At 41.5% G+C, this 22,848-nt stretch carries 21 protein-coding genes; 12 read left to right on the top strand and 9 right to left on the bottom strand.

The features are described 5' to 3' along the window. Positions 1 to 2 precede the first annotated feature (2 nt). Positions 3 to 467, bottom strand: coding sequence for a flavodoxin family protein (locus tag J8Z25_RS18120; protein WP_250662279.1), 465 nt, complete (start codon positions 465 to 467; stop codon positions 3 to 5). 76 nt (positions 468 to 543) lie between these two features. Between J8Z25_RS18120 and soxR the strand changes: the two genes are divergently transcribed. Further along, positions 544 to 999 carry a redox-sensitive transcriptional activator SoxR gene (soxR, locus tag J8Z25_RS18125; protein ID WP_250662280.1) on the top strand — a complete coding sequence of 152 codons (456 nt, stop codon included), beginning with the start codon at positions 544 to 546 and terminating at the stop codon, positions 997 to 999. Between the two features lie 18 nt (positions 1,000 to 1,017). Here the strand turns inward: soxR and J8Z25_RS18130 are convergent, their stop codons facing one another. Next, positions 1,018 to 1,377: a DUF1294 domain-containing protein gene (locus J8Z25_RS18130; protein WP_250662281.1), complete on the bottom strand. Its 360-nt coding sequence runs from the start codon at positions 1,375 to 1,377 to the stop codon at positions 1,018 to 1,020. Between the two features lie 53 nt (positions 1,378 to 1,430). Between J8Z25_RS18130 and J8Z25_RS18135 the strand changes: the two genes are divergently transcribed. After that, the gene (locus J8Z25_RS18135; protein WP_250662282.1) at positions 1,431 to 1,955 is read left to right on the top strand and encodes a hypothetical protein; all 525 of its coding nucleotides are present in this window, start codon (positions 1,431 to 1,433) and stop codon (positions 1,953 to 1,955) included. Between the two features lie 47 nt (positions 1,956 to 2,002). Here the strand turns inward: J8Z25_RS18135 and J8Z25_RS18140 are convergent, their stop codons facing one another. After that, a complete protein-coding gene (locus J8Z25_RS18140; protein ID WP_250662283.1) occupies positions 2,003 to 3,511 on the bottom strand; it encodes a DUF3360 family protein in 1,509 nt (502 codons plus the stop codon). Positions 3,512 to 3,910: 399 nt separating this feature from the next. On the opposite strand from J8Z25_RS18140, the gene J8Z25_RS18145 reads away from it, so the two are divergent. After that, a complete protein-coding gene (locus tag J8Z25_RS18145) occupies positions 3,911 to 5,383 on the top strand; it encodes a sensor domain-containing diguanylate cyclase (protein ID WP_250662284.1) in 1,473 nt (490 codons plus the stop codon). A gap of 137 nt (positions 5,384 to 5,520) precedes the next feature. On the opposite strand, the gene J8Z25_RS18150 is transcribed toward J8Z25_RS18145, so the two are convergent. Further along, entirely contained in the window at positions 5,521 to 7,668 is a 2,148-nt protein-coding gene (locus tag J8Z25_RS18150; RefSeq protein WP_250662285.1) for a methyl-accepting chemotaxis protein, read from the bottom strand. A 179-nt stretch (positions 7,669 to 7,847) separates the two neighbouring features. On the opposite strand from J8Z25_RS18150, the gene J8Z25_RS18155 reads away from it, so the two are divergent. Next, a complete protein-coding gene (locus J8Z25_RS18155) occupies positions 7,848 to 9,581 on the top strand; it encodes a GMC family oxidoreductase (protein ID WP_250662286.1) in 1,734 nt (577 codons plus the stop codon). A gap of 27 nt (positions 9,582 to 9,608) precedes the next feature. Here the strand turns inward: J8Z25_RS18155 and J8Z25_RS18160 are convergent, their stop codons facing one another. After that, positions 9,609 to 10,037, bottom strand: a complete 429-nt coding sequence (locus tag J8Z25_RS18160) for an organic hydroperoxide resistance protein (protein WP_054553604.1) — start codon at positions 10,035 to 10,037, stop codon at positions 9,609 to 9,611. Between the two features lie 123 nt (positions 10,038 to 10,160). Between J8Z25_RS18160 and J8Z25_RS18165 the strand changes: the two genes are divergently transcribed. From J8Z25_RS18165 to J8Z25_RS18190, 6 genes are all read left to right on the top strand, one after another. Next, the gene (locus tag J8Z25_RS18165; RefSeq protein ID WP_130052814.1) at positions 10,161 to 10,592 is read left to right on the top strand and encodes a MarR family winged helix-turn-helix transcriptional regulator; all 432 of its coding nucleotides are present in this window, start codon (positions 10,161 to 10,163) and stop codon (positions 10,590 to 10,592) included. A 93-nt stretch (positions 10,593 to 10,685) separates the two neighbouring features. Beyond that, positions 10,686 to 11,699 carry a zinc-binding alcohol dehydrogenase family protein gene (locus J8Z25_RS18170; RefSeq protein ID WP_250662287.1) on the top strand — a complete coding sequence of 338 codons (1,014 nt, stop codon included), beginning with the start codon at positions 10,686 to 10,688 and terminating at the stop codon, positions 11,697 to 11,699. 395 nt (positions 11,700 to 12,094) lie between these two features. Further along, the gene (locus tag J8Z25_RS18175; RefSeq protein ID WP_054562555.1) at positions 12,095 to 12,325 is read left to right on the top strand and encodes a helix-turn-helix domain-containing protein; all 231 of its coding nucleotides are present in this window, start codon (positions 12,095 to 12,097) and stop codon (positions 12,323 to 12,325) included. Positions 12,326 to 12,373: 48 nt separating this feature from the next. After that, complete coding sequence (astB, locus tag J8Z25_RS18180; protein WP_250662288.1) at positions 12,374 to 13,717, top strand: N-succinylarginine dihydrolase; 1,344 nt, start codon at positions 12,374 to 12,376, stop codon at positions 13,715 to 13,717. A gap of 3 nt (positions 13,718 to 13,720) precedes the next feature. Then, on the top strand, positions 13,721 to 14,230 hold the full coding sequence (locus J8Z25_RS18185) for a GNAT family N-acetyltransferase (protein ID WP_130052817.1): 510 nt from the start codon (positions 13,721 to 13,723) through the stop codon (positions 14,228 to 14,230). Between the two features lie 98 nt (positions 14,231 to 14,328). Continuing rightward, positions 14,329 to 16,017, top strand: a complete 1,689-nt coding sequence (locus tag J8Z25_RS18190) for a methyl-accepting chemotaxis protein (RefSeq protein ID WP_130052818.1) — start codon at positions 14,329 to 14,331, stop codon at positions 16,015 to 16,017. Positions 16,018 to 16,055: 38 nt separating this feature from the next. Here the strand turns inward: J8Z25_RS18190 and J8Z25_RS18195 are convergent, their stop codons facing one another. Then, positions 16,056 to 16,496, bottom strand: coding sequence for a hypothetical protein (locus J8Z25_RS18195; RefSeq protein ID WP_250662289.1), 441 nt, complete (start codon positions 16,494 to 16,496; stop codon positions 16,056 to 16,058). Positions 16,497 to 16,723: 227 nt separating this feature from the next. On the opposite strand from J8Z25_RS18195, the gene J8Z25_RS18200 reads away from it, so the two are divergent. Next, positions 16,724 to 17,722, top strand: coding sequence for a DUF4382 domain-containing protein (locus J8Z25_RS18200; RefSeq protein ID WP_250662386.1), 999 nt, complete (start codon positions 16,724 to 16,726; stop codon positions 17,720 to 17,722). Between the two features lie 213 nt (positions 17,723 to 17,935). Here J8Z25_RS18200 and J8Z25_RS20815 read toward each other — a convergent pair whose 3' ends face one another. Continuing rightward, the gene (locus J8Z25_RS20815) at positions 17,936 to 19,252 is read right to left on the bottom strand and encodes a methyl-accepting chemotaxis protein (RefSeq protein ID WP_130052820.1); all 1,317 of its coding nucleotides are present in this window, start codon (positions 19,250 to 19,252) and stop codon (positions 17,936 to 17,938) included. 191 nt (positions 19,253 to 19,443) lie between these two features. On the opposite strand from J8Z25_RS20815, the gene J8Z25_RS18215 reads away from it, so the two are divergent. Beyond that, entirely contained in the window at positions 19,444 to 21,036 is a 1,593-nt protein-coding gene (locus J8Z25_RS18215; protein ID WP_250662290.1) for a carboxylesterase/lipase family protein, read from the top strand. Positions 21,037 to 21,075: 39 nt separating this feature from the next. Here J8Z25_RS18215 and J8Z25_RS18220 read toward each other — a convergent pair whose 3' ends face one another. Continuing rightward, positions 21,076 to 21,795: an SIR2 family NAD-dependent protein deacylase gene (locus tag J8Z25_RS18220; RefSeq protein WP_250662291.1), complete on the bottom strand. Its 720-nt coding sequence runs from the start codon at positions 21,793 to 21,795 to the stop codon at positions 21,076 to 21,078. Further along, the gene (locus tag J8Z25_RS18225; protein WP_250662292.1) at positions 21,792 to 22,814 is read right to left on the bottom strand and encodes a Kelch repeat-containing protein; all 1,023 of its coding nucleotides are present in this window, start codon (positions 22,812 to 22,814) and stop codon (positions 21,792 to 21,794) included. The genes J8Z25_RS18220 and J8Z25_RS18225 overlap by 4 nt, the downstream gene beginning before the upstream one ends. Positions 22,815 to 22,848: the final 34 nt, after the last annotated feature.

The raw sequence follows: 22,848 nt of genomic DNA on the forward strand, positions 1-22,848 counted from the left end.
GTTTAACTAGCATCAATATGTTGATGCGCTTTAAAGGTCATGCCTAAGTAATTAAAGGTGTTTTTAAACATCTCGATAAACGCGTTAGGTGCGTCTGAAGATCCTGCGTTTGAGAGCAATGAAAACTGCTTTTCACGAAGTGTTCTCAGTTTAGGCCTGAGTGTTTCATCATCCATGTAATCAGTGATCCGGTCTAAAAATGCTTTAAACTGCGGTGTGGTGTTATACCAATACACCGGAGATGCAAGTACCCAATGTTGATAATTCAACAGCGCTTCAAATACCGCATAAAAATCATCATTTTTATATTGCTTATCGTAGCAATAAGGCGAGATAACATAGTCATCTAGACATACCACATCACCACCATATTGCGTTTTATAATCATTAACTTGTAAACTCGTATTACCCTTTTTTCGCGCACTTGAATAAATAATTACCGTATTTTTTATTGGTTTTTGTTGCATGACTATCACTCCTTTTTTATGATGTGGGCAGCGTAAAACCTCAAGCTAACTTTAGGTCAACACCTTGGAGCAAATTATGTCAGATAAGAAACTTATTGATGCAAACCTATCGGTTGGCTTTGTGGCAAAACGCAGTGGCGTAAAAGTTTCAACCTTGCATTTTTATGAGTCGAAAGGACTTATTCGCAGCTGGCGAAATAACGGTAATCAGCGCCGCTATAAACCCGATGTATTACGCCGAATTGCCGTAATAAAAGCCGCGCAAACCATGGGCATAACCCTTGAAGACATTAAACAAACTTTAAGCACTCTACCTGAGCAGCGCACACCCACTAAACAAGATTGGGCACAACTTTCGAAGCGCTGGCAAATCCAATTAGATGAACGCATTCAATACATGCAGCGATTGCGCGAGCGCGTTAACGGTTGCATTGGCTGCGGCTGCTTATCAATGGCCAAATGCCCTATTTACAATAAAGACGACTATTTAGGTGAAGAGCAAAATGGCGCAGTGCTATTAGAAAGAGATTAATACACTTCTGCTGATACTTTATATCAGTTGCAAGTAATACAGTGACGACAGTGCACTGCAATTAACAATAACTGTTAACCAAAGTACAGCAATAAAACTGCGTTTTTTAGATTTGTGTCTTAGCCATTGCTGCGCAATTAATGAACCTGGCCAGCCGCCGATTACCCCTAAAATATGCAGTGTACGCTCAGGCACTCTTATCACATGCTCGCCATGTTGCATCGCTAACCGTTTATCCCAGCCATATACCAAAAAGCTTATTAAGCTCGCTACGCTGTAAGTGCCTGCAATAAAGTAGGTAATATTAAGTTGCCACGATATCAGCCATAATAACGCTAAAAACAACAATGAAAATGTAACTAATGTTTTCTTAATCAAAGAATTATCACCTATACTTTGCAAAATAAATTAAATTATATCGGGGCGTTATTATGGCATACCTCAAATCACTTTTACTATCAATCTGCCTGTGTTCACTTTCTGTTTTGGCAGCAGAGCAACAACTTGATGACAAGCTAAAAGTGTTTGAGCCTTATTTAGGCACGTGGCAGTCAGACTTTAATGTCGCAGCTGGTAAACCTGCGGTACAGGATGTGAGTATGTGGCAACGTGCGCTCAATGGCACGGCGATTAAAACCATTCACTCTATCAATGAAGGTGAATATGGTGGTGAATCGATGATTTTTTGGGACAATAAAAAGCAGTCTTTGGTGTTTTATTACTTCACTACAGCAGGCTTTTATACCCAAGGCACAATGAATGTACTTAGCCCTACTCGGTTTGTTGCTTATGAAAATGTGACAGGCAGCAAAGAAGGGATCAGCAAGGTGAAATCGACAAGCGAGTTTAAAAACAATAGCTTTGTGGTATCGACCTCTTACCTTAAAAAGGGTCAATGGACAAAACCCGATACCCGTACTTACACCCGCAGCGAAAAAACAGTTAAGTTTAAATAAGAGCTTTAAAAAAGGGTAAGGTGTTTATCACCTTACCCTAATCTATATTAATGCCTAAAGTCTGCCATTAACGCAGGGATACCTGGCAGCATACCTACCATTGCCATCACGCTTGTTAAAATAATAAACATTATTAATGGAATGATCCAACGACTCATTGGGGATAATTCAGAGCTTCGCTCTTTACAACCAATTAAGCCCAGATTGTCTAGCAACATAGTTAATGACCAACCAAATGCAGGATTCACTAAAGTCGATGAAAATACCACAATAGCGGCCGATTGCGTGGTTTTACCTTCGCGGGTCATTTCCATGCCAGCTTCAAGAAGTGGGATAAACACACCAACTATTAGCGCGACGCATAACACGGGTTGCCAAATTGCTAAATCCATTGGGTAGCCCCAAATACTGGCAATGATACAAAATAATGCAGTTAACACCGCCCCTGCAGGAATTGGGCGCTTAGCAATGGCTGCAGGTACAATGTAGGTTCCCCATGACGAGGTAAAGTTAGAGCCACCTAACAATGAACCAAAAGTCTGGCGGATTGAAGCGCTAAACATAGTATCGTCAATGTTCATTTGTACTTTTTCAGTGCGCTCAGGGTAACTAATTTTTTGGAATACTTGATGCCCTAAAAAGTCGGGTGACCACATGGCAACCGCAAGCACCGCAAATGGTAATACCACCACAAAGCTCTCAAGTGTAGGCAAACCCAACATCCAACCAGTATTTTCACCCCACCAATACATCGGGTTCATATTTGGTAAGCCCGGTGCTGTTTTAAACTCAAACGGTGCTCCCAGTAAAAATGCAATTAACCCGCCAAGTAAGCAACTTAATGGCACAGCTAACCAACGTTTTTTGTAGTGCTCAAGTAAGGCATACAACACGATTGTCGATAAAATCACAATAAAAGCGATATGGGTCATATCAATGCCTTCAGCCCATGCAAACAGCTTTTTAACCTGCGAAATCGTGCCAATAAAACCAAGGTAGAGCAATAAACCGCCACACACGCCTCGGCTGGTTAGCCCCGCCAGTAAACTCCCCCCTTTGCTAAGCGCAAGTAACAGACCAAACGCCCCTATCAGTAAACCAAAGGCCATTGGGTGACCACCCGCTGCAACAACAATCGGGATCAAAGGAATAAGCGGCCCATGAGTACCCGCTAAATTTGCTGTTGGTAAAAAGAAGCCCGAAAATAGTAAAATGAAAATCGATACAATTAACAGTTCATAGCGCACGTTTTCTAGAATAAAGCCTTCACCTAAGCCTAGTGGTGCTGCAAATGTAGCCGCAATTGCACCCACCATGACCACCTTACCTATAGTCCCGGCCATTGCTGGAATTGAGTCTTCTAATTCAAACCGATAATCACGGAACGGTAAGTTAGGACGCCAGCGCTTGGGCTGCATAATTTGTAATTCGTGTTCAAGGTATTCGTCACGACTCGAAAATTCACTGCTGGGTTTATGAAGAGCTTGATAGCTTTGCTGGTCGGTATGAGCATCCGATCCTTGTTCAGCAGACGCTGATTGCTGCCTCGTATTCATGAGTTCTCCTACTACCTATCTTGAAAAATTGTGTGAGTTTTTATTATGCAGTTAGGGTAAAGCAGCCAACTGCAAAACACGATTAGGCAAAAGGTAGGGTATGAATTTATAAAAATGGGGTTTTTAATAAAAAGTGGCTCTCAAAAAATACTTTAACACTTTGATATTTAATGTTTTTAAAAATAAAAAGGCCAATAAAGAGTAAGGCTCGCTTACTTTTTAAGCACATTAACTATTAGTCTAATAAATTGTATGAATAGCAAACAGCTATGTAAAACCACTTTTAGATTAATCGAATTTGCCTATTTCCCAACTGCTAATATACTAATTTATTAGTACTTTAAATAATGCTAACTCGCCTTTCTCATGGGTTTATTACAAAAGCACTTAAAGGGATGTATGAACACACAGCTCAAACCTTGGCAATTTAATATCATTGTTTGCTCTGTTTATCTGCTGTTTGGCTTGTTTACCATGCAAGTGTTAAAAACACTGGCGGTATGGCCACCTGCAGGAGTCGCATTGGCTGGCTTGATGTTATTTGGTCGCAAAGCCTGGTTGGGCGTTGCATCAGGCACATGTTTAGTCGTGCTTTTCTACTTTTATCTCAGCGGCTTAAATCCACTCACTTTTAAACACATAGCAATAAATGCCGCGACAACGACAGGAAATACTTTCGCTGCTTTAACTGCATTTTGGCTAATTAACCGAAAACTTAAACAACACACGCTGCTGACGAGCGTCACCAGTCTAGCCAGAGTGTTTATTCTTGCCAGTATTGCTATTGGGGTAATCTCAGCGATTTTCGGTGTTGGCATCTACTCAGTTGTAGGTATTGAGTGGTTTGATGGCTTATATGTAGGCATATTAAATTGGAGCATTAGCAATGCCCTAGCGGCGATTGTATTCACCCCTGCCCTTTACTTTTTATGGCGAAATTGGCCGCATCCGGTCACCCTTAGTGAATTTTCTAAGCTTCTGTTGCTTACTTTGACCGTGGTTTTGTTGTGTTATTTTATTTTTGGCCCCGCATACACAACAATGACATTACCATTTTTACAACCTGCATTACTGTTGTTTCCGCTTCTTTATGCTGCCACGCGGTTATCACCAACCGCCACCAGCTGCATGAATATGTTGGTGTTTTTTGCTGCTTGGGTCGGAAGTAATCAAGGCTGGGGCTATTTTTATTATCATCATCCTAAAACAGCAGAAGTGACCATGCAGTTTTTCTTTTTATTTACTCTTTCAGCGGTATTACTTATTCAAGCCGTGTTTATTCAGCGCAAGAAAGAACAACAAAAGCTGACCACCATGCTCGAACAAAAAGTAGAAGAAAGAACCTATGAGCTAGAGCGCGCAAAGCATGAAGCATTAGCGTTATCTTTAACAGATTATTTGACACAGCTTTATAATCGCCGGGGCTTTTTCGAAACAGTTAATAAACAGTTTGAGCAATACATTAACCATCAGAATGCCTGTTCACTCTTGCTGTTGGACTTAGACCAATTTAAAACCATAAACGACAAGTACGGCCATGCCACTGGGGACGAAGTAATACGAACCACAGCGCATAAGCTCATCCAACATAGCAGAGCATCGGATATTGCGGGGCGTATTGGTGGAGAAGAATTTGTCTTATTTTTACCCATGGCAAATAACCACACTGCTTTTGTTATTGCAGAAAAGATCAGGGTCGATATTGAACAACAAGACATCATCGTCGACAACAATCACGTTAAATTCACTGTGAGTATTGGCGTAAGCACCTTGCAAGCAAACGATCAGCACATAGAGTCGATGTTAAAACGCGCAGATAAAGCATTGTACCAAGCCAAAAACCGAGGCCGCAATCAGGCGCAGTGTAGTTAGAGTTACGAGTTGCTAGTTACGAGAGTAAAGTTACGAGAAAAAGGTACGAGTATGTAGCAGCGATTTTACATCGCGTTTTTTCTCGAACCTCGTATCTCACAACTAGTCCCTTTACTCTTGCAACTAGCAGCTTAAAGTTATTTCGTCTTTAACTTGTTCAACTCATCATCCTGTTGCGCGACGAGTGCACTGAGAGTTTGGCTACCATCTCCGGCCTGTGTCGATAGCTCAGCTAGTTGCGATGCGGCATCTGAAATTAACGTCAGGTTGCGGTTTATCTCTTCTGTGACTGAGCTTTGCTCTTCTGCGGCCGTTGCAATATGAGTAATTTGCTGTGTAATTTCATCCACTTTGACGACAACTTCATGCAATGCATCGAAGGCAACTGATGTTTCATCCACCGCTGTTTGTGCGCGCACTACACCTTGCTCAATAACTTTAGAAGCATTACCAACTTCTAGCTGTAAGCTATCTATAAGGCCACTAATATCATCTGTTGATGAGCGGGTTTTTGAAGCAAGTGCCCTGACCTCATCAGCAACCACCGCAAAACCACGGCCTTGCTCACCGGCTCTTGCCGCTTCAATTGCCGCATTAAGTGCAAGCAAGTTAGTTTGCTCTGCAATCGTTCTGATCACATCAAGAATTTGGGTAATATCGTTGCTTCGCGCCGCCACTTTTTCAACCGCTTGATTAGCCTCCTTGATTTCATCCGACATGGTTTTAACTTGAGTAACCGCAGACGACAAGCTAGATTCGCTGCTCACAACTAGGCTGTTTATTTCATCGGCTTGTTGCGCTGACTGCTCTGAGGCTCTTGCCACTTCAAGCGCTGTTGCGCTCATTTCGTTCATTGCCGTCACTACGCTCTCTATTTCTTGGAACTGAGCTTGAACGTTATGTTTAGTATCAACTGCAACACTTGTCGCCAAATGAGCCTGCTCTTTAGTTTGTGTCGATACATTTTTAAGCTCACCAATTAAGTCGCGTAATTTAGTAAGAAACGCATTAAAGCCTGTTGCCAATGCGATTAATTCAGCATGTGTATCAACATGTAGAGTTTGTGTTAGGTCCCCCTCAGCACTGGCGAGGTTATCAACACGCTGTTGAATTTGTTGTAATGGCGCCACGATAGTGCGGATCACTAAAGTCATAATAACAAAGGCTGCACCAGCAATAATAATACCTGTAACCAAGATTAAACCACCTAAGGTATTAGCATTTTCACTCATGCTATTTGCAAGTGCTTGAGGGCCTTCAAGAGCAAGCTCAGCAGGCACTTCAATCAACAAGTTCCACTGTGTTTTAGCAAGCTTAATTGTAATTGGATAATTAACTAAGTACTGATCGCCGACTTTAAATACGCCACTTTGATTTTTCGCTTTTACGTAATTGTCTAAAGTGCTTTTAGTCACTGCCTCTTTTAGCGGCCTGCCAAGCTTATCTTTGTAATGGCTGCTACCTACCACTAAGTCAAGTGAGCTTAATAAAGTGACTCGAGCTTTACCGTTATACAGCTCTTTTGACAGTTTTTCGGTCATGCTTTGAAACACAGGCAGGGTTAAATCAACACCAGCAACACCAATAAACTCGTTACCTCGAAGAATTGGCACCGTTAAAGACGTCATCATTTCAGAGTAACCAGGGGTGATTTCGTATAGATAAGGTTCCATAATGCATGGCACTTTCGTGTCTTTTACACACAAGTACCACTCAGCTTCACGCTGTCCAAATTCATTTAACGTGTCTACATATTTTTCTGCGACATCGTCAACAACTTGTTGCTCAATGACACCATCTCGATTGCGCGTGAAATAGATTTCTAATGTACCAGCACCGGCTACAGAGTGGTCATAGCCACTGATAAAGTTAGCATCACGACCATCAAATGCATTTGCTTCGAATTGCGAGTAAATAGATGAGAGTATTGTGTTTTTATTCAGTATAGAGCGATTAAGTTCAACCACAGCATCGCGCGTTAGAGTCGCTGCAGCATCGCGCGTTAGAGTCGCTGCAGCATCAGGGTCGCCTAAAATAGCAGCGAATGAGTAAGGTACTCGATATGCTTCATTGATAAAGCCGGCGACTTGTTCACCATATGCTGTTGCATTTGAGGAAAGTTTCTCTTCCACTTCAGCAACAATCAGCTTTTCAGATTGTTTAGCTAACTCTTGATTACTACTTGAAAGCTGCCACCATAAAATGCTTGATAAAACAAACACCGTAATAAAAATACTGCCTACGGTGAGCCATAACAACTTTTTCGCTAATGCTAACTGCCGCATTGATTCTTCCTGCTATTATTATCATTGATTAACTAATAGTTTAGACCATTTGTTTGATCACATTAGATTAATTGCAAAAAAAGTACTAATAATAAAAAGCATTGCAGGTAGAGAAATTAAACATGCCACCACTACTAATCCAAGTCTTTAATAGTAGGTAACACCAACAGGTTACAATAATGCAGCAACACACATTTGATTTTGACCAAATTATTATAGGCTCCGGATTTGGTGGCTCTGTTAGTGCGCTACGCCTAAGCGAGAAAGGTAACCGGGTATTAGTACTCGAAAAAGGCCTGCGCCGCGACGATAAAGAGTTTCCAAAAACCAATTTAGATATCAAAAACTATATGTGGCAGCCAGAAATTGGCCTAAAAGGCTGCATTCAATTTTCGTTTACCAGCAAAGTCACAGTGCTGCATGGCGTCGGTGTTGGGGGTGGCTCACAAGTTTATGCCAATGTGCACCTTATTCCTGATGATGAAGTCTTTCAATCTCCAGCTTGGACACGAATAAAATCAGACTGGAAGGAAACCCTAATGCCCTACTATGGTCTTGCACAGCGCATGTTAGGCAGTGCCAAAAATACTTACACCAATGTTGCCGATCACGCGCTTAAAGACATTGCTGAGCAAATGGGTCAAGGTGACTCCTTCAAAACCGTGAACACAGGTGTGCTTTTTGCAAAACCCGGCGAAGCCTATAACAAAGAGCTACCGGATCCTTACTTTAACGGTGATGGTCCAAGGCGAAATACCTGTCATTACTGTGGTAGCTGTATGATTGGTTGTCGCCATAATGCTAAAAACACTTTAATGAAAAACTATCTTTACTTTGCCGAGCGCAACGGCGTAGAAATAAGACCAAGCTCTGAAGTAATAAAAATCACCCCGCTCAGTGCAGATGGTAGCGCCGGATACAAAATCAAAATTAAAGATACCAGTCATCGCAATAGCCATATTTATACCCTGACAACACGAGGGGTTGTGCTAAGTGCAGGAGTAATGGGCACCGTTCCGTTGCTTTTAAAAATGCGTGATAAAAACAAAACATTGCCCAATATTTCAGCTTGGCTTGGGAAGCAAATTCGCACTAACTCAGAAACCCTCACCACCGCTAACAACACCACTAAAAAAGTTGATGATGGTGTTGCCATCAGCTCATTTATTTCGGTCGACAAAGACACTAACATTGAAATTTGCCGGTTTAGAGAAGGTGCCGATGGCACATGGCTATATTTACCTTACGTTCCCATGGTGACAGGAAAAGGTCTAAAGCGTATTACTAAGTTTTTAGTTAACACACTGCGACATCCAATAAAAACAGCCAGAGTTCTGCGCCCAAAAGGCAAAGCCCGCAGCTCCATTCTATTTTTAGTAATGCAAAAATCAGAGGCGTTTATTCACCTTGAGTGGCGACGCAAATGGTATCGCTTTTTTAAAAAGAGCATAACTGCAGTGCAAAAAGAAAATGATACGCCGCTTAGCGTTAGTTTTCCAAAAGCAGAAGAAGCGACCAAACTATTCGCCGAAAAGCTTGGCGGTGTGCCAGGCTCAGCCTTATCTGAAGTGCTATTTGGTGTACCGATGACGGCACATATCATGAGTGGGGTCGCTATGGGGACTGATGCCTCTAACGGCGTAGTTGATAGCTCGGGTGAAGTATTTGGCTATCAAAACCTGCGTGTTATCGACGGTTCAATCATACCGGGTAATTTAGGGGTAAACCCATCATTAACCATTACCGCCTTATCTGAATACGCGATGAGCCAAATACCAATATTCGATAAAGAGCGAGCAAGTAAGATTAAGCCAATAAAATTTAGTGAGCCGCGCGAAGGCTTAGTATCAGCGCTCACTGACTCAGGCGATTTAGCAAAATCGATTGCTGAAAAACAAAAAAGCCGTACTTAAAGCACGGCTTAATTTGATCAACAATGATTAGATCACTGATAGTTCTACAGCAATGTTACCGCGCGTTGCGTTTGAGTATGGGCATACTTCGTGTGCTTTATTAACTAGAGCAAGGGCTGTGTCTTTATCAAGATCACCCACTGATACCGCAAGCTTAACGGCAATACCAAAACCGCCTTCGATAGGACCAATTGATACTTCTGAGTTTATGTGAGTATCTGCTGGTAATTTAATTTTTGCTTGGCCAGCAACTAGTTTTAATGCGCCGATAAAACACGCCGCATAACCTGCTGCAAATAATTGCTCAGGGTTTGTACCTTGACCATCATCACCACCTAACCCTTTAGGTGTTGATAGTGCCACATCTAAACGGCCATCATCTGATTTTGCTGTACCTTCACGACCACCCGTAGCTGTTGCTTTTGCTGTGTATGCGACGCTTTGTAGTTCTTTCATGGTTACTCTCCTAATTAAGTGGAAATATATTTTGCATGCAAAATATATTAGATCAGCTTTTTCGGGATTGCAAATATTTTGCATGCAAATTAAAATACTCTTATTAAGTTTTGAGGATCGAGTATGAAATACCCACAACTAAAATTAGATAACCAGCTATGCCATCGCTTATATATGGCATCGAATGGGATTGCCCGTGCGTATCGAGATTCTCTCAATCAATTAGATTTAACCTACCCGCAATACGTAGTGATGATGGCGCTGTGGGAAAAAGATCAGATCAGCATTGCTGAACTACTTGAAAAAACCGCCATTGATGGCGGTGCGATGACGCAAATTTTAAAAAAAATGAGCGACAAAGCATTATTATCGATCATCAAAGATAGCCAAGATAAACGCAAACGACTCGTTCAGCTCGAAGCCAAAGGCAAAGCGATGCAAGATCAAGCCGCTGAGATACCGTCGAAAATTCGTTGTCGCTTCCCAAGCATTAACGATCAACAAGCGTTGCAACTAATTGAGTTACTCGATTTAGTAAATGGTGACCTTAATTAACAAAAATTATTTGAAAGTGAATTTGGATTACAACTCTTTTTAATATAATTCTATGCGCTATAGTGTTCAAAACTCATCAATACGGACACCATCATGAAAGCATTTGGATACACCACAGCAACCCCAACGTTATCTGACTCATCACTACAAGCGATTGAATTACCTGATCCAGTTGCCACAGGTCACGATATTCTTGTAACCGTAGAAGCAATTTCAGTAAACCCAGTTGATACTAAAATTCGCGCTAATGTGTCACCCGAGAGTGGCTATAAGGTTATTGGCTGGGACGCTGTGGGTACGATTAAAGCTATTGGCGACAAAGTATCGTTATTTAATGTGGGTGACCGTGTGTTTTATGCTGGCGACTTAACGCGCCAAGGCAGTAATGCTGAGCTGCAACTTGTTGATGAGCGCATTGTCGGTCTTGCACCAACAAGCCTCAGCAATAGTGAAACAGCCGCCCTGCCATTAACCAGTATCACGGCATGGGAGTTATTGTTTGATCGCTTACAGATTGAAAAATCTAAGAACAATAAACCAGCCTCTGTATTAGTGATCGGTGCCGCAGGTGGTGTAGGCTCAATTTTAGTGCAACTTGCCAAACAGCTTACCAATTTAACAGTTGTTGGTACCGCCGCACGAGAAGAAAGCGCCAACTGGCTTAAAGATTTAGGTGTTGATCATGTGCTTGATCATAGCAAAAACCTTAACCAGCAACGCCTTGAAGCTGAACTTAGTGAATTTGATTACGTAATTAGCTTAACGCACACCGACCAACACCTTGATAGCATTATGGAAGTGATCAAGCCACAAGGTAAATTGGCACTGATCGACGACCCTGCAAGCTTTGATATTTTAAAGTTAAAGCGTAAAAGTATTTCGTTGCATTGGGAGTTTATGTATACCCGCTCAATGTTCCAAACCGATGATATGATTGCCCAGCATCAGCTTCTTTCAGAGCTAGCCACCTTAGTTGATAACGGCACAATCAAAACAACATTGGGTGAACATTTAGGTAAGATAAACGTAGCAAACCTTATTAAAGCCCATAGGATTTTAGAGTCTCATAAGGCTCGCGGAAAGCTGGTATTGGAAGGGTTTGAGTAACGAGGTATGAGTTACGAGGGGAAAGTTAGAGAGAGTAAAGTTTCATGAAGCGAGATGCGAGCATGTAGCAGCGATTTCACATCGCGTTTTTCCTCGCCCTTTAATAAAAACACGCATCATTAAAGTGCATTACAGCAATTACCTTTCACTATTTTAGTGCCTGATTTTAGGGACTCCCCAGCCAAAAAATATTAACCAATTGATTTTTAATGCTTTTAAATTTAATAAAGGTTTGGCACAGATCTTCCTATAGTGAGTATGAACAGGCACTAACAAGGAGACTAACGTGACTAACTTCTTTCACACTCTTTATCTACTTTGGCGATTAGACATCAGCACATGGCATATGCATGAAGCAAACGATCCGCATAATGTTGCTGATTTGGAGCGTCGCTATGTTAAATAATGACCCCGCATTTATTGAAGCGCTTAAAAAAATTTCGGTTCATCAACTTACAATCACCGAAGCGTCTGAGCAGTACGACATTCCTAAGCGTGTGTTATATAAAGCTGCACGACAGCAACAAGTTAAACAGAACAAACAAAAAGCGTATTTAATTGCCACTCAGAAGCGCCTTCAACAAAGTCTACGTAATGTAGAAATGGAGTTAGCTAGCTTCAGCTAAATAACTTCTGTATGGTTAAAATACACGCACAATAATGATGGATTAAGTATGCACGCAGTAGAAGTAAACTTTGATGGCTTAGTGGGGCCTACTCACAATTACGCGGGATTATCGTATGGCAATGTCGCTTCACTAAGTCACGCCTCTTCTCATTCCAACCCCAAAGAGGCTGTGCTACAAGGCCTTGAAAAAATGAAGGCAATGCACGAATTAGGCCTAGAACAAGGTATTTTTGCACCTCATGCTCGCCCTGACATTAATGTGCTAAGGCGTTTAGGCTTTACAGGCAGCGATAGCCAAATTATTGAAAAAGCATTTAAAGCCGACCCTGTTTTACTGCGAGCTTGTTACAGTGCATCGGCAATGTGGACAGCCAATGCTGGCACTATTTCGCCTTCAGTCGATACTCTTGATGGCAAAGTGCACTTTACGGCTGCTAACTTAAATAACAAATTTCACCGCTCGTTAGAACCTGTCACAACAACGGCATTACTAAAAGCCATGTTTAACGATGAGCGTTACTTTAGCCATCATACACACTTACCTGATCAAGGCTTTTTTGGTGATGAAGGTGCCGCAAATCATAATCGATTATGTGACAGCCATGCAGATGCAGGGCTTGAGATCTTTGTTTATGGTGCAAGTAGTTTTAATAGCGCCCTACCAAAACCCGTTAAATTTCCTGCAAGACAATCTCTAGAAGCATCGCAAGCAATTGCCCGTTTACATCAGCTAAAGCCAGAAAATCAGTTATTTATTCAACAAAATCCTGATGTAATAGATCAAGGTGTCTTCCACAACGATGTAATTGCTGTGGCCAATGGCAATGTACTTTTATGCCACGAACAAGCGTTTTTGCATCAAGCTGATACTTTAAAACAAATTAAACAAGCCTACCTTGGCAACAAGCCACTGCATATTATTGAAGTACCAACCAATAAAGTGAGCATTAAAGATGCCGTAAGCAGCTATTTATTTAATAGCCAATTAATTACCTTAAGTGATGACAGCATGATGCTGGTTGCCCCTAAAGAGTGTCAGCGCAATCAAGCCGTTCACGATTACATTCAAGAAATGATTTTGGCAGATAACCCAGTTCAACAAGTACGCTTTTTTGACTTGCGCCAAAGCATGCAAAATGGTGGTGGCCCTGCTTGTTTACGCTTACGTGTTGCACTCAATACTGACGAACTGGCAGCGGTGAATCCGGGTGTGCGCTTCAGCGAAGAAAAATATACTCAACTAGTGAGTTGGGCGAATAAGCATTACCGTGACTCTTTAAGTAGTGACGACTTTGCCGACCCACTGCTTTTAACCGAAAGCTATCAGGCACTTGATGAGTTAACCAGCTTACTTAATTTAGGCTCTGTGTATCCATTTCAACAAGAATAAATAATGAAACTTAAAGCAGTACACTCTATTAAAGGGGTGTCTAAATCACTCAATACTTTACTGATTGATAGCGTTGCCAGTGGCGCATCAATCGGCTTTATTGCCCCTTTATCATTACAGTCAGCACATGACTACTGGCAAGGGGTCGATGGAGATTTAGCAACTCCTTACCGTAGGCTTTATCTTGCCCTTGATGGTGATACGGTGATTGGCTCAGTGCAGCTTTCTTTGTGCGCCAAGGCCAATGGCGCTCACCGCGGCGAGGTAGAAAAGCTCATGGTACACAGCGAATATCAAGGCAAAGGAATAGCAAAACAATTGATGAATAGTCTAGAGACCGACGCCCGTACATTAGGTATTCAATTACTGGTACTTGATACCCGCCAAGGTGATACTGCCTCATATTTGTATCGCAAACTCGATTATATTGAAGCTGGCACTATTCCTGGTTTTGCGAAAAGTTCCTCCGGTGAATTTGACGCAACGGTGTATTTTTATAAGCAAGTCGCCTAGATCTGCTTTTATAGCCAATTGATATAACCATAAAGTCGACTAATAAAAATCTTTAAACGTACTAAACTAGTACTGCGGATTTTTATTAGGAGCGATAAATGGCGCTATCAATACAGCAACGGGTACTCTTTCTAGCCCTACTTCCCCCCCTACTCATTGCAATTATGCTGACACTCTACAACTATGTGCAATCAAAACACAGTGGTGCACAAACCGTTGAAAGTTTTGCCACACAAATGGAAAACGACCGAAAGGCCGAAGTCAGTAACTATCAAAAAATTGCCATGAGCTCGATTGCTCACCTGATCGCGCAAGATGATGGCTCTAATACTGAACAGCTGCAAAACCAAGCAAAAAGTATCTTACGTAATTTGCGTTTTGATGATGCTGGCGATACCGGCTATGTGTTTGTTTATGATGTTAAAGGTATCAACATTGCCCATGGCGTTAACGCCTCTCTTGAGGGTAAAAACCTTTATGATTTTAAAGATCCTAATGGGGTTTATCTGATACGAGAGCTCATTGATGCGGCGAAGAAAGGCGGTGGCTATGTGCAGTATTCTTGGAAAAATACCAATGGCAGTGTAAATCCTAAGCTCGGTTATGCCGCTTTGGTACCAAAATGGAATTGGGTACTAGGAACAGGTTTTTGGATCAGCGGCCTTGAGCAACAAGTTGCAGTAACAGAGCAACGAGTTAATGAAGGTATTGATAATGCCTTTATTAATACTATTATCGCTTCAGTATTTGCAGTTGCAATTACCGCAGCGATTGCTGTGGTGGTATCGCGCAGTATTACTAGCCCTCTTCACACAACCGTACTAGCAATGAACGATATATCACAAGGTGATGGCGATTTAACCCAGCGTTTAATGGTGAAACGAGACGATGAACTCGGCAAACTTGGCAGCTCGTTTAACCGCTTTGCCGATGACGTCGGAAAAATGGTTATTGATATACGCCAATCATCGCAATCGATGAATCAAGCGTCACATAAGCTCAATGAGCTACTTGCCAATATGCACGCAGGTATTAATCGTCAACATGAAGAAAGTGAACAAGTTGCAACGGCAATAAACGAAATGTCAGCGGCGTCAATGGAAGTGGCACGCAGTGCCCAAGAGGCCTCAACCGCTGCTGAACATGCCGATCATTTAGTCAAACAAGCTAACAACCAGTTACTTATCGCTATAAAAGTAATTAACGGCCTTGCCAAACAAGTTGATGAAGGAGCTAATGCGGTCGATCAGCTTAATCAACAATCGAGTCAAATTGGTAGTGTGCTTGATGTGATCAGAAACATTGCTGAGCAAACGAATCTATTGGCACTAAACGCGGCAATTGAATCGGCACGTGCTGGCGAAGCGGGCCGTGGTTTTGCAGTGGTGGCTGATGAAGTGCGTACGCTTGCAAAACGCACGCAAGACAGTACTCACGAAATAGAAGCAATGATTGAGCAAGTACAGCAAGGAACAACAACTGTAAATAGCATTATGCAGTCAATTAAATCAGGCAGTGCAACCAGTGTTAATGAGGCGGGCGAAGTCGAAAAAGCGCTTAATGAAGTACTGCTTTCGGTTAACACCATAACATCACAAAATGCACAAATTGCCACAGCCGCTGAAGAGCAAACATCAGTTTCTGAAGCGATTAATCAAAACATGACGACCATTGTTGATATTGCTAACAAAACCGCCAATGATACCGATGTAGCCACATCATACATGCATGAGCTGTCAGACACGGCAACGCAATTAGAACAAAATGTAAGTCGTTATAAAACCTAACATTTTAGCGTAATTGTTAAGCAGGTAGAGATACCTGCTTAACAAAAATCATTGGTCTTTTGTAAGTTCTTTAACCAATCGAATAAATCATTATCGTAGCGCTTAAGGCGTTGTTGCTGCTTATGACTGAGACTATAAAATGGCGCAAAGCAGGCATATTTCTCACTCATAATAAGAACTAAACGCAGACCAAAAAGTGAGTAATGATGAATAAACTGCACTTGTCTTGCATGCATATGACGGCATTGTCCAAATAAATTACGGTAATACACGCCATGGCGACACACTGTTAAATTGCGTTTTGAGTTCACTACAAGTAGCGCCAATAACAACGAAACACTGCACAGTAAAAAACTAAAAAATAAATTGCCTAACTCCGACTTACTATGCATATAACCTACCAATAAGAGCATATTAAATACACTTAACAAGACCCAAGCTCTAAGCTCAAAGCGCTTCTCTAAGTCAATAACTTTCATTTTTGTTCCTAGGTTTTTATTTTTCGTTATGGTGTCAGCAAAATGTGGATGAAAAATGGATTTACCTCAAAAACACTCTTATTTGAAATTAAACCTTTAAAAACTTTCATCTCATTACAAAAAAGGTACAAAGGTGTTACCAGAAACTTACTATTAGTAGTTCAAGTTACATTAAGTTTTAGTTATTACACTATTAGTAAATTTTTAGAACATATAGGGAAGAAATGATGAACTTTAAAACTACATTACTTAGCAGCGCCGTTCTATTTGCACTGGTTGGTTGTGGCTCAGATAACGACAAGAACGACTCGGTTGATCCTCAGCCGCAAACTGCACAATTCACGTTAGGTGTGTCTGACGCACCTGTGACAGGTTTAAAAGCTGTTAATGTTGTATTTGATTCAATCACATTGAAAACCCAAGGTGGTGAAGAGTTCACTTTTGAGACCCGTGAAGATGATGATGAAACCATGCCTGAAATGGTTAACTTGTTAGACTACACAGGTGATGATGTATTTTCTTTACTAGAAGATGAAGAAGTTCCTGCTGGCGAATATCAATGGGTCCGTGCAGATGTGATCAATGGTGACACAAACGATTTAACCATGACTTCGCATGTTGTTTACGAAGATGACAGCATTGCACCACTGGTTGTTAAGCGTAAAGGCAACGATGGTGTAGGTGAAATCCAACTTGATGGTTTTACCCTTAACCAAGCTGGTAACGACTTTGTTATTGAGTTTGACCTTAAAAAGTCATTGGTTGATCCACAAAATAGTGATGAGATCTTCTTAAAACCACGCGGTGTTCGTTTAGAAAACCTTGCCGAGTCTGAAGATATCGAAGGTACTGTTAGCGACGTACTCATCGCTAACTGTGAAACAGATAATATCGGTATCGCATTAGAAGATGGCTCATTCAGTCATGCTGTTTACCTATACAGCAGCGATGTTGAAATGCCAATGGATAACTATGAAGTTAACGAAGATGAAACACCACTAGATTCACCACTTGCAACTGCTGATGTTATTTTCGATAGCGAAGATAACCAATACGAATTTGAACTTGCGTTCATTCAACCAGGTGATTACCAACTTGCCTACACCTGTGCAGCGCATATCGATGACGTAGAAACTCAAGACGAAGCATTTACACTTTATCAAGTTAAACCAATTACAGTAACATCGGGTGAAGACTTAAACGTGTCTTTCACAGTTTCTGAATAATATTGGCTTTAATACCAATTCACTTAATTAAGTGGTCTATTTTGAGGCAATAAAAGCTTGTTGGTAACAATGCAAAAATTTCGTTATTTAGTTGTTCTAAATCAGGAATTTTTAACGCAGATAGCGACAGGTTTAATCCCTCAAAATAATTATGTATTATTGCAGATTAGTATCAATACCCCACTAAAAAGCCCGCAATGCGGGCTTTTTGTTTTAAAGTTTATCGTAGCGAGTAATCACTTCGGATATTTTATCCACCACTTTATCTGCACCTGATTTAATGTCTCCCATTATCATGCTGACTTCTTCAACATTTTGTTGAGACTCACCAGACAACGCTTCTATTTCTTCGATAAGGGCTGTCATTTTTGCTGCAATTTCTTGAGTCTTCCCAATAAGACCTGATATTTCACTGGTTGACGCAGAAGTACGTTGCGATAAATTTCTAACCTCATCGGCGACCACCGCAAAACCACGACCATGCTCCCCTGCTCGAGCGGCTTCAATCGCTGCATTTAAGGCTAGTAAGTTTGTTTGCTCTGCGATGCTATTAATAGTCGTTACAATTTCACCTATTTGTGATGACTGCTGCGCTAATACATCTGACAATTCACGAGTTTGATGAACCTGCTCGCTCACTTTTTTTGATGACTCAACACTGCTCAAAATTCGCTGTTGACCATTCGTCACGACTTGCGAGGTTTCCTTCGAAGTGCAGCCTGCATTTTCTGCTGCATGTTTAACTTCTTCGGTGCTGTTAACTCTGGCGGTGACATCAGATGCAAACTTAATAATCTGCGTCACTTTACCCTGTTTATTAAAAATAGGGTTGTAGGTTGCCTCTAAATAAAGCGGGCTGCCATCACGTTTTTTACGAGAAAATTGCCCAGAAAAAATGCGCCCGTTCGCAAGCTCTTGCCAAAAGTTGGGGTTGTTTTGATAAAAGTCATCATAACAAAACAATTTATGATGCTGACCTTGGATTTCAGCGAGACTGTAACCCACAACATTAAGAAAATTATCATTTGCAGAAATAATATGACCATCAGGAGTAAAACGGATCATCGCGGTACTTTTATTAACGGCATCATAAATTGCCGACATTTCATCAAGCTTTTCAACTTCTCTGGTAATTTCTGAAGCAAACTTAATCGCACAGCGTACCTGGCCATCATCACCCCTAACGGGAAAATAAGTTGCACGCAGCCAAATATCTTCGCCGGCACCATTAATGCGAGAGAAAACCCCTGACTTTGCTTGGCCTCTAGCAATATCTTGCCAAAAGGTTTGGTATTCTTTTGAGCTACTATATTCAGGCGCACAAAACTTACTATGATGCTGACCAATAATATCGCCTGCTTGCACTTTCATTGTTTTACAAAACAAATCATTGGCTTCAAGAACAGTTCCATCGGGTGTAAATTCGATATAAGCAATATTTTCTCTGATCCCAGCTAAATACTGCTGACCTTTATCAACATCATGCTGCAACTCATGAATGAGTTGATCTTTATTGTTACTAAACCACATTACTACACCACTTTTTAGGTACTTTTAGAAATCTTAGCTCAGCAGAGTAAGAAATAGAATTACAAATAGTTCTTTTATCTTAGTGCTTTGCATCTTAACCTACAGTCAATCGCTAGATTAGAAGCATTCCACTTAAAGAATGTACAAATATATAATATTATAAGCCTTATCCAAATAGCCTAGGCTTTGTTATGACATCGCGTATTCTAAAATCGATTTTTTACTCATCTTTACTATTAGGCTCTGCCGTATTTTTGCAAGGCTGCCAAGAACAGCCTCAATCTGATCATATCGCTGTGACTGGTGGGCTCATCCAAGGACAGCAGCAAGGGCGTTTTATTACTTATAAAGGTATTCCGTATGCTGCAGCTCCTGTGGGAGACTTACGCTGGCGAGCACCACAGCCAGTGCCAAAATGGCAAGGTGTTAAAGTACTTAACGATTACGCGCCTGACTGTATGCAAAAGCCATTTGCAGCAGATGCTGCGCCGCTTACAACAACGCCCTCGGAAGACTGCCTTTATTTAAATGTATTTACACCGACTAAGCACAGTGATACTCAATACCCTGTTGTAGTATGGGTCCACGGTGGTGGCTTTGTAAATGGGGGTGCATCGCCCGCGGTTTACTCAGGTGAGAACTTTGCTAAACAAGGGGTTATATTTGTTAGCTTTAATTATCGACTAGGCCGATTTGGCTTTTTTGCACACCCTGCACTTACTCGTTTTGAGAATGACGCATTGGGTAACTACGCATTAATGGATCAAATTGCAGCACTTGAGTGGGTGAAACAAAATATAGCTCAATTTGGTGGTGATGCTTCAAAAGTGACACTCATGGGTGAATCTGCAGGTGGTGCATCGGTTCATGCCATGATGCAAACTCCTGCTGCAAATGGCTTATTCCAACAAGCGGTTATTATGTCAGCTGGCGGGCGAGAGCTATTTAAGCAATTGCCACTTAATAGTGACGAGGACACAGTCTTAAGCGCTGAAAAAATTGGCAAAAACTTTGCCAAGCAACACACCATTTTAGGCAGTGATGAAAATGCCCTTGCAGCGCTAAGGGAATTATCTGCTGAAGAAGTGATTGATAATCTAAACTTAAGCACATTGAACCGACAAATCAATGATGATTCAACTTACGTTGGCGGGCCAATTATTGATGGCACCATTATCAATACCACGACTGAAGCGCGCTTGAACAAAGGTACATTTAGCCATGTTGCAACAATGGTTGGCACAACAGATATGGACTTAGGCTTTGCAAATTTTGCTTCAAAAGAAGCACTATTCGCAAGCTTTGCCCCTCACAGCACACAAGCCAAAATGACTTACGATGCAAATGGCGACACTCCGTTACCGTTACTCAATTATCAAGTTGGTCAAGATGCTTTAATGCAAGAGCCAGCAAGGTTCGTTGCAAAACGTGTGACAGATATGGGTAATGATGCCTTTCTATATCGTTTTGGTTATGTAGCGCAAACTTTAGATAAACCCGGTGCAGAGCACGCCAGCGAAATTCCGTACTTTTTTAACACTGTGGCAGCTAAATATGGGCATGTGGCCACTGAGCAAGATAAGCAAGCTGCTAAAATAATGCACCGTTATGTCACTAATTTTATTAAATTAGGCACACCAAATGGCCCAGGCTTACCGACATGGCAAGCATATAAAAATGATGAATCTTTTATACTGCAAATGAATAAGTCGGGAACTGCAGAATTTTTACCAGATCCCTTACAAGCGCGGTTAAACATCACAGCAACAAAAGCTGAACAGTAGTAATAATTAAATAAGGTGCTTAATAAAAGCGCCTTATTTTTACCCTTGCTGCTGAACATACTCAAGCGCAGTCATCTTGTGGTATGTCACATTCGGATGAAATACATGAGTAGGATCAGGGTCAACAACTTCAATCGGTATGCCTTGACTGCGTGCAATATCGAGTGCCATTTGCGTAATATTAACGCTAAAAGAAGTGCCTATAAAGACGATTTTATCGGCATCGAGCATACGCTGTTGCGCCTGTGAAATACGATAAAGTTCAGTGTAGTATTCATCAAATAACAACACGTAAGGCTTAAACGATTCGTTAATCATCGGGCTTTCATTATTGATATTAAACACCTCAAGCAACGAGCTGTGTAGGTTGTCTTCGTTGACCTTTTCCCACGGCGCATTAAAAACCATCACATCGTCACCTTGATGGTGAAACAGTGTCATTTGATCTAAACGACCATGAATAGCAATAAAATCAGTGTTACCAGCTTTGCCATCAAGACCATCGATATTTTGCGTAATGAGATTTTTATCACTCAACCAATGATGTACCTCATTGGGACCGTGATGGCGATACGTTGCAAAGCGATGATAATACCAAGCTAAAAATTCTCGTGGATTAGTTTCGTACATAGCACGTGTTGCCATTTCCATTGGCGTGTAATTTTTGCTACCAATGGTCCAAAAGCCATCTTCGCCACGAAAGGTCGGTATACCGCTAGCGGCACTCACTCCCGCCCCAGTAATATAGAGTATATTCATAAAGATAACTTTACCTTGTAACCAAGTGCATCGGCCGTCACTTGTTGATTATTGTCCATACCACCAAGACGATACAAACTTCCTTGGTGCTCTAATAAACCTCGGTGATCCATGCTCGCAGTATCGGCTTTTGGCATCACTTGCCACGTGTTTTTATCAATATCAAAGCGCCAAACATGATCACTCGCTAGCGCTGGTTTGCCATCGTACCCCATACCATTATAGTTATATGGATTATCAGAGCCGCCCATCATATAGATGTCGCCATTAAAACTGGTTGCAGCCATACGGTAATGGGCAACCCCTGTTGGATGTGGCACGGTACGCCAATCTATTTTTAAAGGGTTATCAGCATCAATAGTGCCTTTTAAGCACTGTGCAACTGCAGCAAAAGAACGACGTTTATCAGCATTTGCCTGTGTTTTTACACCATCACACACTAAAATAGTATTACCACTGATCGCAGCCGCTTGGCCAAACACCGGTTGACCTAAAAATGGCGAAGCCTGATGCCAAGTATCTGTTTGCGTATCATAAACTTGCACTAGGTTAACATTCCCATCATTATGCCAACCACTGACTAAATAGATATAACGCTGCTGGTATGAGAGCGCCACACTGTCATCCACAGGCACGGGCATATTGGCAAGTTGCGTATATGAATTAGAAAGCACATCATAGCGATATACATCAGGTGAAGAGATTTCTTGATGCTCTGCACTCACCGTATAACCACCAAATACATAGGCATGTTTACCAACGCCCACTGCAGTACTCGCCAAGCGACCAGTAAGTGGCAATGTACTCGGCACTGCTTTTGCCGCTTGCCATGCGTTATCGCCAACTTTGAGTACCCACACTTTATTGTGAACATCGGTATGTGCTTTGCCTGAGCTCAAGCCCATAAAACTTAAGAAGTAGGCTTGTTCATCAATAACAACTTTCGCTACAGCGTTGTTAGCGACGGCTTCAGGTAAGGCGGGAATGGTTGCAAGTGCAATAGAAAATAACAGGCTCATAAATTAAATAAATAGCTAAACACATCGCTAAAGA

The sequence above is a fragment of the Pseudoalteromonas sp. SCSIO 43101 genome (assembly GCF_023650775.1).
In the GTDB taxonomy this organism is placed as follows: Bacteria; Pseudomonadota; Gammaproteobacteria; order Enterobacterales; family Alteromonadaceae; genus Pseudoalteromonas; species Pseudoalteromonas apostichopi.

Coding starts and splice junctions, on each gene's coding strand:
- J8Z25_RS18165 (WP_130052814.1), top strand. CDS start 10,161: ATGAAATACCCACAACTAAAATTAGATAACCAGCTATGCCATCGCTTA.
- J8Z25_RS18225 (WP_250662292.1), bottom strand. CDS start 22,814: ATGAGCCTGTTATTTTCTATTGCACTTGCAACCATTCCCGCCTTACCT.
- J8Z25_RS18160 (WP_054553604.1), bottom strand. CDS start 10,037: ATGAAAGAACTACAAAGCGTCGCATACACAGCAAAAGCAACAGCTACG.
- J8Z25_RS18185 (WP_130052817.1), top strand. CDS start 13,721: ATGAAACTTAAAGCAGTACACTCTATTAAAGGGGTGTCTAAATCACTC.
- J8Z25_RS18200 (WP_250662386.1), top strand. CDS start 16,724: ATGAACTTTAAAACTACATTACTTAGCAGCGCCGTTCTATTTGCACTG.
- J8Z25_RS18140 (WP_250662283.1), bottom strand. CDS start 3,511: ATGAATACGAGGCAGCAATCAGCGTCTGCTGAACAAGGATCGGATGCT.
- J8Z25_RS18135 (WP_250662282.1), top strand. CDS start 1,431: ATGGCATACCTCAAATCACTTTTACTATCAATCTGCCTGTGTTCACTT.
- J8Z25_RS18190 (WP_130052818.1), top strand. CDS start 14,329: ATGGCGCTATCAATACAGCAACGGGTACTCTTTCTAGCCCTACTTCCC.
- J8Z25_RS18220 (WP_250662291.1), bottom strand. CDS start 21,795: ATGAATATACTCTATATTACTGGGGCGGGAGTGAGTGCCGCTAGCGGT.
- soxR (WP_250662280.1), top strand. CDS start 544: ATGTCAGATAAGAAACTTATTGATGCAAACCTATCGGTTGGCTTTGTG.
- J8Z25_RS18215 (WP_250662290.1), top strand. CDS start 19,444: ATGACATCGCGTATTCTAAAATCGATTTTTTACTCATCTTTACTATTA.
- J8Z25_RS20815 (WP_130052820.1), bottom strand. CDS start 19,252: ATGTGGTTTAGTAACAATAAAGATCAACTCATTCATGAGTTGCAGCAT.
- J8Z25_RS18195 (WP_250662289.1), bottom strand. CDS start 16,496: ATGAAAGTTATTGACTTAGAGAAGCGCTTTGAGCTTAGAGCTTGGGTC.
- J8Z25_RS18170 (WP_250662287.1), top strand. CDS start 10,686: ATGAAAGCATTTGGATACACCACAGCAACCCCAACGTTATCTGACTCA.
- J8Z25_RS18145 (WP_250662284.1), top strand. CDS start 3,911: ATGAACACACAGCTCAAACCTTGGCAATTTAATATCATTGTTTGCTCT.
- J8Z25_RS18150 (WP_250662285.1), bottom strand. CDS start 7,668: ATGCGGCAGTTAGCATTAGCGAAAAAGTTGTTATGGCTCACCGTAGGC.
- J8Z25_RS18175 (WP_054562555.1), top strand. CDS start 12,095: ATGTTAAATAATGACCCCGCATTTATTGAAGCGCTTAAAAAAATTTCG.
- J8Z25_RS18155 (WP_250662286.1), top strand. CDS start 7,848: ATGCAGCAACACACATTTGATTTTGACCAAATTATTATAGGCTCCGGA.
- J8Z25_RS18120 (WP_250662279.1), bottom strand. CDS start 467: ATGCAACAAAAACCAATAAAAAATACGGTAATTATTTATTCAAGTGCG.
- astB (WP_250662288.1), top strand. CDS start 12,374: ATGCACGCAGTAGAAGTAAACTTTGATGGCTTAGTGGGGCCTACTCAC.